This window comes from Actinomadura sp. RB99, assembly GCF_014706005.1.
GTDB lineage: Bacteria > Actinomycetota > Actinomycetes > Streptosporangiales > Streptosporangiaceae > Spirillospora.
On record NZ_JABMCA010000068.1, the window covers coordinates 1 to 14,970 of the forward strand.

Annotated in this window: 15 protein-coding genes and 2 tRNA genes; 13 read left to right on the top strand and 4 right to left on the bottom strand. The window is 65.5% G+C overall.

What is annotated here, in order from left to right; genetic code table 11:
• The first annotated feature begins 736 nt into the window (after positions 1-736).
• From amrb99_RS39045 to cutA, 7 genes are all read left to right on the top strand, one after another.
• Positions 737-1,117: a site-specific integrase gene (locus tag amrb99_RS39045; RefSeq protein WP_241756346.1), complete on the top strand. Its 381-nt coding sequence runs from the start codon at positions 737-739 to the stop codon at positions 1,115-1,117.
• 85 nt (positions 1,118-1,202) lie between these two features.
• Positions 1,203-1,616, top strand: coding sequence for a hypothetical protein (locus tag amrb99_RS39050; RefSeq protein ID WP_190865993.1), 414 nt, complete (start codon positions 1,203-1,205; stop codon positions 1,614-1,616).
• Positions 1,617-1,957: 341 nt separating this feature from the next.
• Positions 1,958-2,452, top strand: a complete 495-nt coding sequence (locus amrb99_RS39055; RefSeq protein WP_190865995.1) for a hypothetical protein — start codon at positions 1,958-1,960, stop codon at positions 2,450-2,452.
• 609 nt (positions 2,453-3,061) lie between these two features.
• A complete protein-coding gene (locus tag amrb99_RS39060) occupies positions 3,062-3,640 on the top strand; it encodes a hypothetical protein (protein ID WP_190865998.1) in 579 nt (192 codons plus the stop codon).
• 541 nt (positions 3,641-4,181) lie between these two features.
• Positions 4,182-4,694, top strand: coding sequence for a hypothetical protein (locus amrb99_RS39065; RefSeq protein WP_190866000.1), 513 nt, complete (start codon positions 4,182-4,184; stop codon positions 4,692-4,694).
• Between the two features lie 29 nt (positions 4,695-4,723).
• On the top strand, positions 4,724-5,155 hold the full coding sequence (locus amrb99_RS39070; protein ID WP_190866002.1) for a hypothetical protein: 432 nt from the start codon (positions 4,724-4,726) through the stop codon (positions 5,153-5,155).
• A gap of 862 nt (positions 5,156-6,017) precedes the next feature.
• Positions 6,018-6,353, top strand: coding sequence for a divalent-cation tolerance protein CutA (cutA, locus tag amrb99_RS39075; RefSeq protein WP_190866004.1), 336 nt, complete (start codon positions 6,018-6,020; stop codon positions 6,351-6,353).
• On the opposite strand, the gene amrb99_RS39080 is transcribed toward cutA, so the two are convergent.
• Positions 6,316-7,653 carry an XRE family transcriptional regulator gene (locus tag amrb99_RS39080; protein ID WP_190866006.1) on the bottom strand — a complete coding sequence of 446 codons (1,338 nt, stop codon included), beginning with the start codon at positions 7,651-7,653 and terminating at the stop codon, positions 6,316-6,318. The genes cutA and amrb99_RS39080 overlap by 38 nt on opposite strands.
• Positions 7,654-7,823: 170 nt before the next feature.
• Between amrb99_RS39080 and amrb99_RS39085 the strand changes: the two genes are divergently transcribed.
• The 5 genes from amrb99_RS39085 to amrb99_RS39105 all read left to right on the top strand — a co-directional run bounded on the left by amrb99_RS39085 (position 7,824) and on the right by amrb99_RS39105 (position 12,001).
• On the top strand, positions 7,824-8,264 hold the full coding sequence (locus amrb99_RS39085) for an ATP-binding protein (protein ID WP_190866008.1): 441 nt from the start codon (positions 7,824-7,826) through the stop codon (positions 8,262-8,264).
• A gap of 491 nt (positions 8,265-8,755) precedes the next feature.
• Positions 8,756-9,508 (top strand): hypothetical protein, encoded by a 753-nt coding sequence (locus amrb99_RS39090; protein WP_206700276.1) that lies wholly within the window; start codon positions 8,756-8,758, stop codon positions 9,506-9,508.
• Entirely contained in the window at positions 9,498-10,454 is a 957-nt protein-coding gene (locus amrb99_RS39095) for a phosphotransferase (protein ID WP_206700277.1), read from the top strand. Before amrb99_RS39090 ends, amrb99_RS39095 begins: the two co-directional genes overlap by 11 nt.
• Entirely contained in the window at positions 10,439-10,882 is a 444-nt protein-coding gene (locus amrb99_RS39100; protein ID WP_190866011.1) for a hypothetical protein, read from the top strand. Before amrb99_RS39095 ends, amrb99_RS39100 begins: the two co-directional genes overlap by 16 nt.
• A gap of 870 nt (positions 10,883-11,752) precedes the next feature.
• Complete coding sequence (locus amrb99_RS39105; protein ID WP_190866014.1) at positions 11,753-12,001, top strand: hypothetical protein; 249 nt, start codon at positions 11,753-11,755, stop codon at positions 11,999-12,001.
• Positions 12,002-12,053: 52 nt separating this feature from the next.
• Here amrb99_RS39105 and amrb99_RS39110 read toward each other — a convergent pair whose 3' ends face one another.
• The 3 genes from amrb99_RS39110 to amrb99_RS39120 all read right to left on the bottom strand — a co-directional run bounded on the left by amrb99_RS39110 (position 12,054) and on the right by amrb99_RS39120 (position 13,257).
• Complete coding sequence (locus amrb99_RS39110) at positions 12,054-12,998, bottom strand: tyrosine-type recombinase/integrase (RefSeq protein WP_190866016.1); 945 nt, start codon at positions 12,996-12,998, stop codon at positions 12,054-12,056.
• A gap of 87 nt (positions 12,999-13,085) precedes the next feature.
• Positions 13,086-13,159, bottom strand: a tRNA-Phe gene (locus amrb99_RS39115).
• Between the two features lie 20 nt (positions 13,160-13,179).
• Positions 13,180-13,257, bottom strand: a tRNA-Asp gene (locus amrb99_RS39120).
• A 262-nt stretch (positions 13,258-13,519) separates the two neighbouring features.
• Here amrb99_RS39120 and amrb99_RS39125 point away from each other — a divergent pair.
• Complete coding sequence (locus tag amrb99_RS39125) at positions 13,520-14,941, top strand: amino acid permease (protein ID WP_206700278.1); 1,422 nt, start codon at positions 13,520-13,522, stop codon at positions 14,939-14,941.
• Positions 14,942-14,970 lie beyond the last annotated feature (29 nt).

The window sequence follows — 14,970 nt, forward strand, 5'->3', positions numbered from 1 at the left end:
TGCGCGCCGACTCCAGCCGACGCAGCTCGGCCACATCTCCATCACGTAATGCCAGAGGGGCAGCGGTTCGCATACTCCAGTCTCTCAAACAGAAAGAAACTTTTCGAGCGAAACACTAGCCGGAGTGTCACCCACCTCCCCAGCGGATCTGTCGCACGGGCCATGAGACTCGACATTGGTGGGCTGCCTGTGCCAAGGCCTACGACGTTGATGCGGGTCCTGGTCCTGAGCCGGGCGAATTGCACTTGTCGATGAAGCAGCCATCCGGGCTTGTACCGTTGCAGGCGCGCTGGGCCGTCGGCCAGCGTGCGTCGATCGTGATCGCCATGGTTCAGCAGGCGGCGCAGCCGCTCTCGTGCCTTGGCAACCAGCCGTTATCGCTGAGGACGAGCCTGTCCGTCGAGAGCTCTGCCAGAGCCCCGGGCGTGCCGGAGATGCGTGTCCGGGCTGTAGGCAGCTTCCCACCTCATGTCGGGCGGGTGATAGACCAACCTCTCGGCAAGAGGCTGGTCCGCTGAGGAGTAGGGCGGCCTGTCGTGGTACACGACCACGCGGGACAGGCACCAGACGCACCAGTGGTCCGTGATCCGGGATCCGGCGAATTCCGTGTAGGTCTCGCCTTCTCGCATGTTGTGGCCACATATCGCGCACGTGTTGAGATCCAGCCGGCAACCTGTCGTCGGCCGTATGAAACTTGCGCCTTGAGGAGTAGGGCAAGCCTAACGGCGGTCATGGGATGAGCTTGGTGAGGGTTTGGCGGGTTTGGTCGGCGAGGCTGACGGCCGAGTCAAACAGGACGCTGAACGGGACCGATGCTTGGCCGCGCTGGCAGGATCACGGGCTCGTCTTCCCGTCCTCCCTCGGCACGCCCATGGAGCCGGACAACCTCCGTCGTAGCTGGGGCCGCATCCGTGCTGCTGCGGGTCTTGGCTCGATGCGGCTGCACGACATGGGGCACACCTGCGTCTCGCTGCTCCTGGACCTCGGCGTTCCGCCGCACATCGTGCGAGAGATCGTCGGACACAGCGACATCGAGGTGACGATGACGATCTACGCACACGCGGCCCTCGACGAGAAGCGCGCGGCGCTCCGAAAGTTGGGGGATGCTCTCGGCTGACTCCTCGGTCCACGACGGCCCCGGACCTGAGTCCGGGGCCGTTTATGCGTTTGAGGGAGTCTGGGAGCCGCTCTAAGGTCGGCGGATGCGGTACCTGCCGATGTCCCTTGCGGTGGGGGCTCTGCGTCGTGGGCGGGGGATAGAGCAACTCCTCGGCGGCTTTGAGGAAGGCGGACGTCGGGGAGTGCGGTACGCCCTGATCACCCCAACCAGCAGCGGTGTCTTCTACGTAAGCTGCACCGCCGTTGAGGACACGGTGGAGTTGGATCGGCACGGCGGCCTTCTCTATCCGAACGATGACGCCTTCTACCCGGAGGACGCCGACAGAGAGGGCGCCCGGACGATAGGTACCGCCCCGACCCCTGAAGAGGCGCTGGGGCTGGCCGAGCGGGAGTTGGGCGCCGATCCGCGCTGGTGGGTCAACCTTGGGATGCTCGGTTACGAGTACAGGGACTACGTCGCGAGAGGCCGGCCGCTCGGCCCGTGGCAGCCGTCATGAGGGGCGGTTGTCGTCAAAAACGCCCCGGGCCGTGTGGCTCCGGGGCGTTTTCGCTGGTCACGAGGTGTGGGCAGGGGCGGGGTCGAACCGCCGACCTTCCGCTTTTCAGGTCACAGCGTCTGAGCGCTGTACTGACCTGCGAAAACCCAGGTCGCTCACGAGCGAGAAGCCGATAAGCGGATTGCGTTCGCCAGCAAGCTATCACGCCGTGCCACGGGTGGACCACGCAGAGCTTGCAGCGTACGAGCCTGCTGGCTGGGCCCCCTGTTGCAGAGACTCCCAGCAGCTACCACCCGACTTCTACTCCGCTGAGTTCGGACGGTGCCCGAGACGCGCCCGTGGTGGCACTGTACGAGCTGATTTCTTCGCAGCCGTCCTGCAAGGTGAGTCGTCGAGAACAAGCGGTCGGGCGCGTGTTCCTCTTCAGCGCGCAGGAGCCGGCCCGTGCGCCCACCGGCCCGATACACCTCGACCTGCTCGGTGACCGTCCGTCTTTCAGCTATAGCAATACCCCTGCCGCGTGGACGTCGGCCGAGGCTGAGCGGCTGGCAGTGTGCGCCCGTGGCTGCCGCTGGTGCCTGCTGTTGCTGTCAGCGTTGCTGTCACTCGCAGGCCGCCTGGGCTCGGCGCTTCAAACGTCGGACGTGTCGCTCATGCTGCCCCGCGCGGCTTCGCTGGGCGCGGTCGATGAGCAAGATTCGTGGGTCGGCTGCTCGCTCGTACAACTCGACTTCGAACGGGTCGGCGTCGTACTCGATGAGACGAGCCAGGGCCGCCCGATCCTGCTTGACAACGCTCATCACTCCATCAGAGTCCAATGTGGGCGAGCAGTGTGAACGACATGATGGGAGAGGCCCGTGCTCCAATCCCTTGCACTGACAGGGCTCGGCGGGCTGCTCGCAATCGTCGGAACCCTGTTGGGGCATCGCTGGCAGGCCGCTGAGGCTCGACGTAGCCGACTGGAAGGCTACCAACGCGAAGACCGGTACCGGCTGCACCAAGAGCGTCGCACGGCATATGCCGACTTCCATCTAGCCATAGGTCGCGCCCGCTCCACGATCAGAGGCATTGAGGTGGCTCAAGGGGATGACGACGGGTTTGACAAGATCAAAGGGGTGAGGAGCGATGTTTGTGCTGCCCTCGTCCCTTTATGGCATGTGGGCTCGGACGGTTCCCGCTCGTTCCGCAAGTGACCGTGACTGCCTCCTGATCACCGTGGCTAGTTGGACGCTAATTGCACGCCACCGCAGCCGCTGAGCTGCGCGTCCTCGGCCCGTTCGGAACGGCGACAGCACTCCGATCACCCGAGGGCAAGGCGGACCCGGAGCGCAGGGCCCGGCCACGGCCCGAGCACCGGAAGCCGTGCGGAAGCATCCTGAAGCCAGTGGAGCCACAGATGTGCGTCGGGCGTCCAAGCATCGCCCCTTGGAGTTGGGAGATCGCTCGTGGCCGGTGAATGGGTCGGTTTGATCGGTACCGCGATTGGTACAGGAATCGGAGCGACCACGGCCGTCGGGTCGCTGGTCATCCGAGCGCGGCAGGAAGCCTCGGCTGAGGGACGCCGGCACCTGCGCGACCAGAGAGTCAGGGGCAGGGAACGAGCCTGGGAGATCACACTCGCGGGCCTCGAAGCCCGTCGCGCTGCATACATCTCCCTCATCGAGGCCGTCACTACCTACGAACAACGCATCATGCACTTCGCCGAAGCCCCTGACAAGGTCCAGCATCCGGGATCAGAGGAGCTAATGACACGCTGCTCCGAAGACCTGAACCGGCTCTCCGCCATGGTGCCATCGATCGAGATGCATGCCCAAACCGAGGCAGTCGGTGTCCTCCTGCGCACGCTCGTCAACAACGGCCAGGCTCTACTTGCGGCGCTCGAGGATGACTACTTGGTCGAGCATGTCGATCGAATTAGCCTGTCTAGAGACGACGCAGAACGCTTGCGGAACGCTTGCCGCTGGGACCTCGGCCTGAACGGCGCGGAACCCAAACTGCCTGGTCCGGAACCAACCACTGGGTAAGCACGGGATAGGCGCCTTCTGATCCGTAGCAAGATCAGAACCGCCCAGGCATGTCCCCAGGTGCCTCCCGACCAGCGCGGCAACCTCCCACCCGTCCGCACCCGTCCACGGTCATCCGACCCCGTTGTTAGCGCCGCCGTTAGCATGCACGCCCATCCCGGAGGGTGCGCCAGCGCGAACGGCGAGCGGTGTGACAGAGGGATTCGCGCGGGCGTGCCCTCCGGCCCGCGGGGCTGGGGGCCGCGAGGCCCCCGCTTCACGCTCGCGATACCCGGCTTCCTATCGTGCGTCGGGATGCTTGTCAGCGCGGGCCGAGCCGCACGTAGTGCAGACTTTTATGTCGCAGCAGCAGTGTTCCTTCTATCTGACAGGTTGTACTCCTGTGAACCCATCCCCCAAAAATCCCGTTTGAGGTAGAACATCCGTTTTGTCTACCTCGACAAGGATGCACTGGCGCCCCAATCTGAGATAACATGTCACATTCTGTCACCAGAACTCATACACGTAACGAATGCGGGGCGTGCGACATGGTGATCAGTGAATGAGCGTCGGAGATATTCTCAGTGTTGCCGGTTTGGCCATAGCCATATGGCAGATTTGGCGAATGGGACGTATTGTAAGTGCGACCAAAAAAGCAGTTGACGACGCCACGCAACGACTTGGGGTCTATAACCTGCTATTGATAGTGCCGAAGCTGTCACGTCTTGAGCACGACATCGAGAATGCCGCAATACGGAAGAACGTCGAAGAGATGCGACGGCTCTTGCGAGAGTGGCGCGAAGCCGCTTCTTCCTTGCGGGGTATCCTGGCAAGCGATCATGCCCATAGCTCTGATCTGGATACGCTCGCTCAGGAATCAATTAATCTCGCCGCTTTAGCTAAAACGAACCTCGTTGGCAAGGAGAACGTAGACCTGCCAAACGCTACCAAGCGGGTCCGCAATTCGATTGAGAAGGTCTGTCTTGAGACTTCGATGCTGGCGTCTCGAATAACATCCACGGCCACCCCCTTCGGAGCCAGGCAGATTGGCTCCGATAGTCAGGGCTCAAATTAGGAGGACCCCAACTTGGAAAGGCGCTGGACATGACGACCTATGGACAATCCCGGCTGCATGAGCTCGTGAAACGATTGCTGCTCGCTACCGAGATGAGTGATTCCAAAGTCGAATGGCACGAATCGGACCGCCTCAACGCGTTTCACAGCACCATCGGGGGGGCAACTGTCGTAATCGCGTCCGACGACGACGACGGGAGGTACCCATACTCCCTTGAGATTCTCGATGAAGAGGGTGCGCTAATCGACTCTCTAAGATCGGGCACATATCAGGACGATAATGGCGAGTGGGCCATGAACTGGAACGATGACCTTGAGGCGCTCTACGACCGTGCGCGTCGTAGCGTGAAAAACATCGACCGAGTACTCAATGACATCATGAAGCACCTGCCAAAGCTTCCAATTCCAGACGACCCCTGGGCTCGGGGTGGTGGTGGTTTTTCGGACGACCCGCCATTCTAGCTGGGCATTATTTGACTGGAGGTGTCCGACAAACGCTGATGCGATCCAGAGGTTTACGTTACACGACCTACAGTGCTCCATTCCCGGGCGGTAGCTTGGCGCCCCTTCACAGCCAAACGAATAACTTCCTCAGACGCTCTACTGCCGTCGTCCGGCCTCTTCAGGAAGTTTCTGGATGCAGTGGCTGACTCTCTGTCTTGGCGCCCAGATGCGAAAGGGCGGACGCGCACGGCGGCGCGAGACGGGACCGGACGGAACAAGCCCGCATGCCCGGCTCGCAGAGCTGGGCGCGGCCGCCCGGCGACCCGCGTCAGCGGGGCGCCCTTGAAAACGTAGAGAAAGTTCTCATCCGGCACGGGTGCTGGCTGGCCTGCGGTTATGGATGAGCTTGATGAGGGCTTGGCTGGTTTGGTCGGCGATGCTGACGGCGACGCCTAGGCGGTTGTCGATCGTGAGGTGTGCGGCCTCGGGTGGGTCTTTGGTGTTGAGGCCGGGGGTGTATTAGTCCTAGTGGGCGAGCTTCCTCGGGACGGTGTGGTCAGGGTGGCGGTCGTGTGGGGCGCCCTGCAACCAGATCAGGAGGCACTCGGCCATACGGCGGGTGAAGGCGTCCTTGTCCAGAAAGCCCGGCTGGGCAGGTTGGACAGGAAGCGGGCGAACTCGGTCTTGCTGGCTTCCGCGCAGCTGCCGATCATGTTCGCCTCGGAGGAGTTTCCAGGCGTTGTGGGTGACGTCCCGCGGCTCGACCACATGTCTGCCGATGGTGTAGGGAGGCGAGCTTCGTTGAGGCGTCACCGTCTTATCGGCGGCGGGAAGGCGGCGGGCGGTGTGGTGGCGGGGGAATGGTGGTTAGGGTCCGGGTATGGCGCAGAACCTTGAAGTGCATGTGACGACGGGCAGTCGTGAGGAAGCGGAGAAGGTTGTGCAGGCGGCGGTCGAGGGGCGGCTGGCGGCGTGTGCGCAGATCAGCGGGCCGGTGACGTCGGCCTACTGGTGGCAGGGGAAGTTGGAGCGGGATGAGGAGTACTCGGTCGTGATGAAGACGACCGAGGAGCGGCTCGACGAGCTGGTGGCCAGGGTGATGGCTGCGCACTCGTACGACACTCCGGAGATCGTGGCGGTGCCGATCGTTGGAGGGCTTGGGGACTACCTGACATGGATCAGAGAAGAGACGGCGGCGCCGTCTTCGGACGGGTAGCGGCGTACTCGGTACGGAACTGATCGGCTGCCGGGACGTGAGAGCCGGCGAACTCGTCCACGACCTGGTCGAGGCGGTCCCAGCCGAGCGGGGCGGCCATGGCTGTGGTCGCTTCGAGGGATGAGCGGGCGTAGCGGACAGCCTCGGTAACGTCGCCGAGACGGTAGTGGGCCAGTGCCATGTCGGCTTGGACGACGCAGAGCTTCTTGATCTCTGTGGTCGGGCCGACAGAGGCTGCGACCTGTTGACTTGCTCCCATCGCGCGGTCTTCCTGGGCGATGCGTGAGTAGACCGAGAGCGTCATGGAGGCGAAGCGGGTCGGGTCGACGAAGCAGGTCCAGGGACGGGCGTTGATGTCGGCGGTGGCGTAGACATCTTCGGCTTCGCGGATGGCTTCCAGGGCTGCTCGGTGGTCGCCGATGAGGGCGGATTCCTCGGCTTTGCGGGCGAGGAGCCAGGCGCGGGTGGCGGGATCGGCGTCGCCCAGGCGCTGGAGGGCGTTGGTGGCGAGGGTGACGGCTGCGTTGTGGTTTCCGCCGGTCATGTAGGTCTGGTAGCCGCTCATGCAGGCGGCGATGGCGACGTCGCTGGTCTGCTTGGCGGCGACCCCGGCGAGGCGGGCTTGCCGTTCGGCGCGCTGGCGGTCGCCGAGTTCCCAAGCGAACCAGGCGGCGAGTACTGCTGATTCGCCGGCGGTGACGGCAAGACGGTGCCGCAGGCCGTCGGATCTGGTGGTTTCGAGGAGTGAGCTGATCTCGCCGATGTGGGTCAGCAGGGCGGGGTAGAGCTCGCGTGCTGGCAAGTGCTCTTCGAGGCGGTGGAAGCCTCTGGTGCGGTCTTCGAGGTGCTTGACGGTTTGGTCGTCGGGACGGTTCCGGCCGGTGAGCGCTCTCAGCAGGCGCTCGGCTGGTTCTAGTGCGGAGGGGCCTGCCGCGGTGACGGCGGCGAGCTGGAGCAGGGTTCTGCGGTCCACGCGCTGGTTGAGCCTTCCTACTGTCCAGGCGAGTACGAGTGGGTCGATGTGGTCTTCGGACGCGGAGACGGTCATCGGGGCGAACAGGTCGGTGTGGCGGGCGAAGAGGCGTCGGTACAGCTCGGCGTAGACGGGGCCGACCGGCTCGCCGCGCTGGTGGGCGCGGATCCGGCGGGTCATCGAGTCGAGTCCCGGAAGCTGGGCGCGCTCTTTGGAGGAGGCGAGGTCTCGCATCTCTTTCGCGAGGTGGTTCTGAGACCAGATCTTTCGTTCCAGGAGTAAGCGGATCTTGTCGGCCAGTTCCATTCGACCTTCATCATCGCGCATCGGTTCGACTCCGTCCGAACGCCTCACCTGGGCGGCATCCGCTCACGTCCGCCAGCGACCGCCCACGTCATTCAGTCTTCCCTAGCAACTGCGCCTTGTGCAGTGGTTTCTTGCTGTCACGTAACCAAACCGGACGCCCAATGCGCAACGACGCGTGACAAGGACAGGCGATGACGACCGTGACAGTGATCAGACCGCCCTATCTGGAGCTGGCCCTCACCGTGGACCGCTCTGAGGTCAGTCGATCTAGGCAGGCTGTTGCGAGAGCGCTGCGCGATCTTGGGCATACGAGCCTGGTCGACGACGCGTGCCTCATCGTGAGCGAACTGGTGACCAACGCGATCCTGGAGTCCGAAAAGCGCCTAACGTTCCTTGCGCGCGATTTCCTGACGTCCAGTCGCATCAAGCTCAAGCTCTACGCCGACAGCGGTCGAATCCTCCTTGAGGTGTGGGACGCGCTGCCGAACGAGGTTCCGCGGCTCCGGCTGCCGGATATCGGCGAGGAAGGCGGTCGGGGCCTGAACATCGTGGCGCAGTTGTCCGCGAAATGGGGCTATAGCTCCGTATGTGGCTGGAAATGCGTCTGGGCTCTGCTGGAGGCGGCACCATGATGAGCGACGGTGAACCGCGGCTCGATCTCAGCGAGGCTCGCTCTCTGATGGAAGAGCTGTCCCTGGAGCCGGCCGTTCCGTGCGGGAGCCGGCCGGACGACCCGTAACAAGCACCTCCCTCCTGCGCCGCCTACCGGCGAGCGGCGGTGCAAAGGGAGGCCCTCCGGACGGCGATTGGCACGCGGTGCGCCGCCTTGCCGCCGTCCGGAGGCTCGAATCCCCTCCGGACGGGGTTTCCAGCCCCCGAGGAATCGCCCCGTCCGGAGGCCCACTCCCCGGCCCACGTGGCATGCCCAGTGGCACCTGGGCTTCGCCGTGCAGAAAGGAAGGTGGTTCTTCGGTCGCAGGGGCCTACGCCCACTGATTGCTGATGCGGAGCAGTGCCCCGCCGAACTGCGGCCCGGATGGCGGGGGGCATCGACAGCAGGCTCCCAGGACACCCGGGCCGCAGTTCGCTCGCCATCAGTGCCGCAAGACTCAAAGGAGAAGTCGTGAGCACCATGCTGGCCCAGCCCGTCCCGATCATCGACGTCACGATGCCCGAGCCGTTCCACTCCGGCTGGAACAAGATCGACGGCGTCACCGTGGACGACACCCGCCTCACCATCAACCCGGCGGCCTACTTCTTCCGGTACGAGAACCCGAGCTGGCTGGTCTGCGACTGGGCCGGCGTCGAGGCCGAGTTGCTCCCGGCGGTCGAGACGCCCGACGCCACCATCGAGCAGATCGCCCTCGAGTACGTCAAGGCGCACGGCAGGATCACCGACGACCCGGCCGAGGTCCTGCGGGTGGCGTGGAAGGTCAACGCCTGGCAGTTCCGGGACGAGCACCTGAACGACCGGGGCCTGGCGGCGCTCGGCGTCCGCAGCGAGCACCTGCGGATGCTGCGCGAGTGCTGCACGCTCATGGCCCTCAACCGGGTCGAGAAGGACGGCACGATCACCAACGTCGGGCCGGCGTGGATGTTCCCCATCGCCTGCAAGGTCGTCTACGAACTGGACCAGGAGGGCGCCCGGCTCCTGGACGAGTTGTACCACGGCACCTGGTTCGACGAGGCCCGGCGCGTCGAGGCCGTCAAGGCCAACGCCGCACTGGGCGGCAAGCTCGTGCACGGGTGCCAGTCCCAGGCGGACATGCGCGGCGGGTGCGTCGTGCCGTTCGGCGCGGACCTCGCCGAGTTCCACCGCGAGCTGGCACAGTTCGGGGATGACTGGATCGAGCGGGTGGAGTCCTGTGGCCGGTGACGACTACGGGCCCGAGGGGGCGGACACGCTGTCTGCCCCCTCGGGGGTCCTGCACGCGCTGATCACGTCGGCGGGTTTGGCGACTCGTCCGGTCAGCCGCGAACCGCTCCACGTCTGGGACATGTCGGCCGTCGAGCGGGTTTGCCTCGCGGACGGTGGGTCGGTCATCTGCAAGACGGCGCGCGAGCCGTTCACCCGAGAGGCCGAGGTCCTGCGGTACGCGAAGGTCCATGAGGTGCCTGTGCCTGCGGTGCTAGCCGCGATTCGTACCACGGACGGTCATCTCGCCATGGTGCTGGAAGACCTGGGGTCGGCGCCGGACGAGGACGCGCCGATGAGCGTCGGAGCGCACGCGGCTGTCCAGGTGCACCGCTGCCCGCCAATGGTCGGCCTCACTGCTCTCGATGCTGCCGCTCTGGCTGCTCTGCCGAGCCGTGCTCATCGCTGGCTGGAGACGCTGCACTCGGCTGGACGATGGACGAACACCGCCGAGATCCGACAACTGCTGGAGCGACTCGACGCAGTCAGCGAACGCCGTGCACAGGGTGTGGATATCCCGCCGTACGGCCTGTGTCACAGCGAGTTCCACCCCACATCCCTGCACGTCGGCGCAACCGGTGTGAAGATCCTCGACTGGGCGAGAGCCTTCAACGGGCCTGGCCTGCTGGACCTGGCGTCCTGGGAGGACACTCCGAAACCGCTCGACACCGAAGCCGTGGCCCGGATGATTCGCGCCTACATCGCGGCGGGCGGAAGCGAGCATGCTGCGGCAGAGCGCGGCGGATTGCCTGCTGAGAAGTGGGCTGGCGGCTGGCACCGCGTATGGATCTGCGAGTGGTACCTACAGCAATGCGTCCGCTGGATGCCCGATCCTGCAAACGACGCGGCGACTCAGCGCACGGTCTTGAGGCACCTGACGGAGGCAGCGCGATGCCTGACGCAGTGAGCAACGTCCATCCGTCCACACGGCTCGCTCTCCCCGGGGGAGGCGCCGCGGACATCGACCTGAAGATGGTCCCGCTCGTCCAGGCGCTCTGGGCGATGGGACTGCGCACGGCCGGGTGCTGCCAGGACCTCGGCGAGTCCACAGCTCTCAGCGGGGACGGCGCCGGGCGCGAACGCTTCGGCCAGTATTACCGAGGCCGGGCCTGGCTGAAGATGCCTGTCGAAGACGGCCGAATCATGCTCGCGCGCTTCGCCGAGCACCCCCGGTTCCGTGATCGCTTCAACCGCTGGACCCGCCCGGACGCCTGGGAGAGCTACGTGTACCTGCTCGCGGACGACAACGACGTCCAACTCTCCGCCTGGGCCCAAATCCACTTTCCCAACGACCAGCTCGACGAGGCGACCACCACCCTCGCCAACCTCCTGTGAACAGTCGATGCGATCCAGGCCAGCCCTCCAACTTGAAGGCCCGCCGTCACGCCGCCTGTCCTCCATGAGAAGGCCAGAGAACTCGGTTCGGCCGGAAGGCCGTCAGTGATGGAACCGCGCCCGGTTCCATCGCATAAGACGTGCGTTATCCATTTCTTGCCCCGCCTGGGGTTGGCGGTGCTGCCTGCACGACTGTAGGGGGCGCCTGATGCCCGCCCGCCGCAGGCTGCGCGGGGCAAGATATGGATTTCGTGCCTTTAAAGCGCACCGAGCGCGGTGCTCTGCCGTGAGGCCGGGGATCGGGCGCGATCCCGGATGCGATGCTGTCCGCAGGCAGGTCGGCTGACCTCGGATTCTGGCGACAGGACGGGACGCAGAACCGCCATCCCTCCAGAGCAAGCATGAGCAGGGCCGAGATGGGAACTGAGACTCCCTCAGCGGGACAACGCAGATAACGCTCCGTCAGGAGCGCGGAGGGAGCGGGAACTCTCCGCCGCCGCTTCGTCCGGGGGCCGGACGGCTGTCCGCTCGCGCGGACGGCGTCGGCCGAAGCGCGGACGGCTTCGGCCGAACTGCGGACGGCTCGTCCGCCGTGCGGCGGACGAGCGGACGGGGCGGGCCGACTCGCGGACAATCACCTGCTACAGGGCAGATAAGGCGAGCAATGAGATAACGGGAACGTCGGATATGCACACCTCAGGTGAGTGCAACACGCCTTGTGTATGCGGACGTTGACCGTCGCTGTTGTGCAATGCATCGTCGGGTAGTCGCCTTAAAGCGATGGCGCCTAAACGCCGCGAAGTCACACGACGGCAGCCAGGTGTCCGACCGAAGTCAGCGGCAGAAGGGAGACAGCTCTGCTCATACACAATGCAGGACAGGGGGACTGTGGCGGGGATCGACAAGCGGATCGCTGTGCTTGTGTCCTGGAGCAAGACCGGGGATCGAAAGCAGCGCACGAAGCCAGGGCGGGACGCGTTCCTGGCGCGGTTCGAGCGAGAGGTTGACCCGGAGGGCGTGCTTCCGGTGGAGGAGCGACGGCGGCGGGCCGAGTTGGCCAAGCGGGCCTACATGCTGCGGCTGGCCAAGCGGTCGGCGCAGGTGAGGAAGAAGGTCTGACCTGCAGCGAAGCCCCGGCGCGTGATGCGCCGGGGCTTCGTCGTGACGTTGGTCAGTCCTCCATGATGCGGTCGTAGGTGCGGCGGGCTCGGGTGCTGGCCGCGCTGCGGCCGTAGCGGCGGAGCATCTGGGGTGATGACCAGCCGTTGAGTTCCATGAGGTCGCCTTCGGCGCCGCCCTTGTCGAGCCAGGTGTGGGAGAAGTGGTGGCGGAACTTGTGCGGATGGACGGCGACGCCGCATTCCTCGCCGCGGCGGACGACCATCTGGTAGATGCCGTTGGCCGTCATCGGTGGACGGTTGTTGGTGCCCAGCCACAGGTGGCGGCTGGAGGCGTAGGTGTGCTTGGCGCGGACCCGGATGTAGCGGTCGATGGCTCGGGCGGACGGGTGCCCGAAGCGGACGATGCGCTGCTTGTTGCCTTTGCCTGTGACGAGGAGTTCGCGGCGCATCAGGTCCAGGTCGCTGCGATCGGGGTCGTCGGGTTCGTAGATGATGCCGGCGAGTTCGGACAGCCGCAGGCCGGTCGCCTTGAACAGCGACAGGATGGCGAAGTCGCGGCGCTGGGTGAAGGTCTTCCCTTCGCAGTGCTTGAGGAGCTTGGTGAGTTCGTCGTCGGTGAAGACCGGGACGACCTTCTCGCCGACGGCGGGCGGACGGAGCTTCGCCATCGGGTTGGGCAGCTCTTCGTCGGTGGACCACCACTTGAAGAACTGCTGCAGCGCCCGGTACTGGTTGTTGGCGTAGCTGTCGGAGTAGGTGTTGAGCAGCCAGACCGTCCAGGCACAGACGTCGTCGGCGGTGACGTCGTCCCAGTCGGTGTGGTCGGTGTTGCGTCGAAGATGCTCGGCCGCGAACCACTGCGCCGCTTCGGCGTAGGTGCGGACGGTCTTCGGGGACTTCCCCTCGGCGTTGAGATGCAGGGTGAACGAGTTGATCGCGGGCTGGAAGGCGCCTGCTCGGAGGTCCTTCGGACGCCGCGTACGCGCGGTACCCATTGGAGTGAGAGTTTTCCTCTGTTCGAGCGGTGTACACCGGAAGTGATCAATCCGTTACCGGTGTTTCCGCTGGTCAGAGGACCAAGGTGGGCAGGGGCGGGGTCGAACCGCCGACCTTCCGCTTTTCAGGCGGACGCTCGTACCGACTGAGCTACCTGCCCAGGACGCGCGTCGGCGCGTCTGGCGGTCCTGACGGGATTTGAACCCGCGGCCTCCACCTTGACAGGGTGGCGAGCACTCCTAGCTGCTCCACAGGACCTTGCTTGCCTCGAGCTTAGCGGCTTCGGGGCGGTGGCCTGACCGGCTGGGCTGCCGGTCTTTGGCGACGTCCGAGAGCATACGCGATGCCCGAGGACGGCGCCAACTCGTTAACGGCGGCGAGTGAGGCGGGCGGGATGGGGGAGGACGGGGGGACACGGAGCGTATGGGGTGTGTTTCGCTTTCGGGGGTCCGGTTCCTAGTCTGACCGGGCCAGAGCCGTCCCCTGAGGGGCGGCCGTCGACGTGAGAGGCAAGGAACGCGTGGTCGCAAAGCTCCCAGACCAAGCGGACGGCTATCAGCGCGGGCTCGGGACCCGCCAGATCCAGATGCTGGCCATCGGCGGCACCATCGGCACGGGGCTGTTCCTCGGCGCCGGGGAGAACATCGCCAAGGCCGGCCCGAGCCTCGTGCTGACCTATGCCGTCGCGGGACTGATGCTGTTCTTCGTCATGAGGGCGCTCGGTGAGCTGCTCACCTACCGGCACGCGGAAGGGGGTTTCGCCGGGTACGCCCGTGAGTTCCTGGGCCCGTTCTGGGGGTACGCCACGACGTGGACGTACTGGATCATCTGGGTGACGACCGGGATGGCCGAGCTGACGGCCGCCGGGAAGTACGTCCAGAAGTGGTTCCCGGGGGTCGAGCAGTGGCAGACGGCGCTGGTGGCGCTGGTCGTGCTGTTCGTGGTGAACCTGATCTCCGTGAAGCTCTTCGGCGAGCTGGAGTTCTGGTTCGCGATGATCAAGGTCGCGGCGATCGTGATGATGATCCTGGTGGGGATCGGGGTGCTGGCCTTCGGGTTCAGCGACGCGGGGAGGTCGGCGAGCGTCGCGAACCTGTGGGACCACGGCGGGTTCTTCCCCGAGGGGATCAGCCCGACGCTGATGACGCTGCAGATGGTGATGTTCGCCTACCTGGGCGTCGAGCTGGTCGGGGTGACGGCGAGCGAGGCGAAGGACCCGGAGAAGAACATCCCGCGGGCGATCAACGCGCTGCCGGTGCGGTTCGCGCTGTTCTACCTGCTGTCGCTGCTGGTGATCATGGCGGTGGTGCCGTGGACGGCGTTCAAGGGCGGGGCGAGCCCGTTCGTGCTGGCGTTCGACAAGATCGGCATTCCGGGCGGCGCGGACATCGTCAACTTCGTGGTGCTGACGGCGGCGCTGTCGTCGTGCAACGCGGGCGGCCTGTACTCGACGTCGCGGATGCTGCGGACGGCCGGGGTCAACGGGGACGGGCCGCAGGCGCTGGCGAGGCTGAACGGGCGGGGCGTGCCGGTGCTCACCGTCGTCATCTCGGCGCTCGTCATGGGCGTCGGCGTGGTGATCAACGCGGTCGTGCCGGACAAGGCGTTCGAGTACATCACCTCGGTGTCGACGGGTGGCGCGATCCTGGTGTGGAGCGTCATCCTGGTGGCGCACATGGCGTACCGGCGGAAGGCGGCGGCCGGGCTGCTGCCGAGGGCGCCGTACCGGATGCCATGGGCGCCGTACACCAACTGGCTGGTGCTGGCCTTCTTCGCGTTCGTCACGGTGACGATCGCGTGGGAGGCGGACACCCGGGTCGCGCTGTACGTCATGGCCGGGTGGCTGGTGCTCGTCCTCGCGGGGTGGCCGCTGGTGTGGCGGAGCTCGCAGCGGCGGGCGCCGGCGGACGTCGCGATCGCGGAGGAGAGCACCACCGCCTAGTGCGATGATTTCCGTGGGACCCCGGGACG

Bases quoted from the DNA above. Each gene is read 5' to 3' on its own strand.
- amrb99_RS39045 (WP_241756346.1), top strand. From the start codon at position 737: ATGAGCTTGGTGAGGGTTTGGCGGGTTTGGTCGGCGAGGCTGACGGCC.
- amrb99_RS39050 (WP_190865993.1), top strand. From the start codon at position 1,203: ATGCGGTACCTGCCGATGTCCCTTGCGGTGGGGGCTCTGCGTCGTGGG.
- amrb99_RS39065 (WP_190866000.1), top strand. From the start codon at position 4,182: ATGAGCGTCGGAGATATTCTCAGTGTTGCCGGTTTGGCCATAGCCATA.
- amrb99_RS39070 (WP_190866002.1), top strand. From the start codon at position 4,724: ATGACGACCTATGGACAATCCCGGCTGCATGAGCTCGTGAAACGATTG.
- cutA (WP_190866004.1), top strand. From the start codon at position 6,018: ATGGCGCAGAACCTTGAAGTGCATGTGACGACGGGCAGTCGTGAGGAA.
- amrb99_RS39080 (WP_190866006.1), bottom strand. From the start codon at position 7,653: ATGCGCGATGATGAAGGTCGAATGGAACTGGCCGACAAGATCCGCTTA.
- amrb99_RS39085 (WP_190866008.1), top strand. From the start codon at position 7,824: ATGACGACCGTGACAGTGATCAGACCGCCCTATCTGGAGCTGGCCCTC.
- amrb99_RS39100 (WP_190866011.1), top strand. From the start codon at position 10,439: ATGCCTGACGCAGTGAGCAACGTCCATCCGTCCACACGGCTCGCTCTC.
- amrb99_RS39105 (WP_190866014.1), top strand. From the start codon at position 11,753: ATGCAGGACAGGGGGACTGTGGCGGGGATCGACAAGCGGATCGCTGTG.
- amrb99_RS39110 (WP_190866016.1), bottom strand. From the start codon at position 12,998: ATGGGTACCGCGCGTACGCGGCGTCCGAAGGACCTCCGAGCAGGCGCC.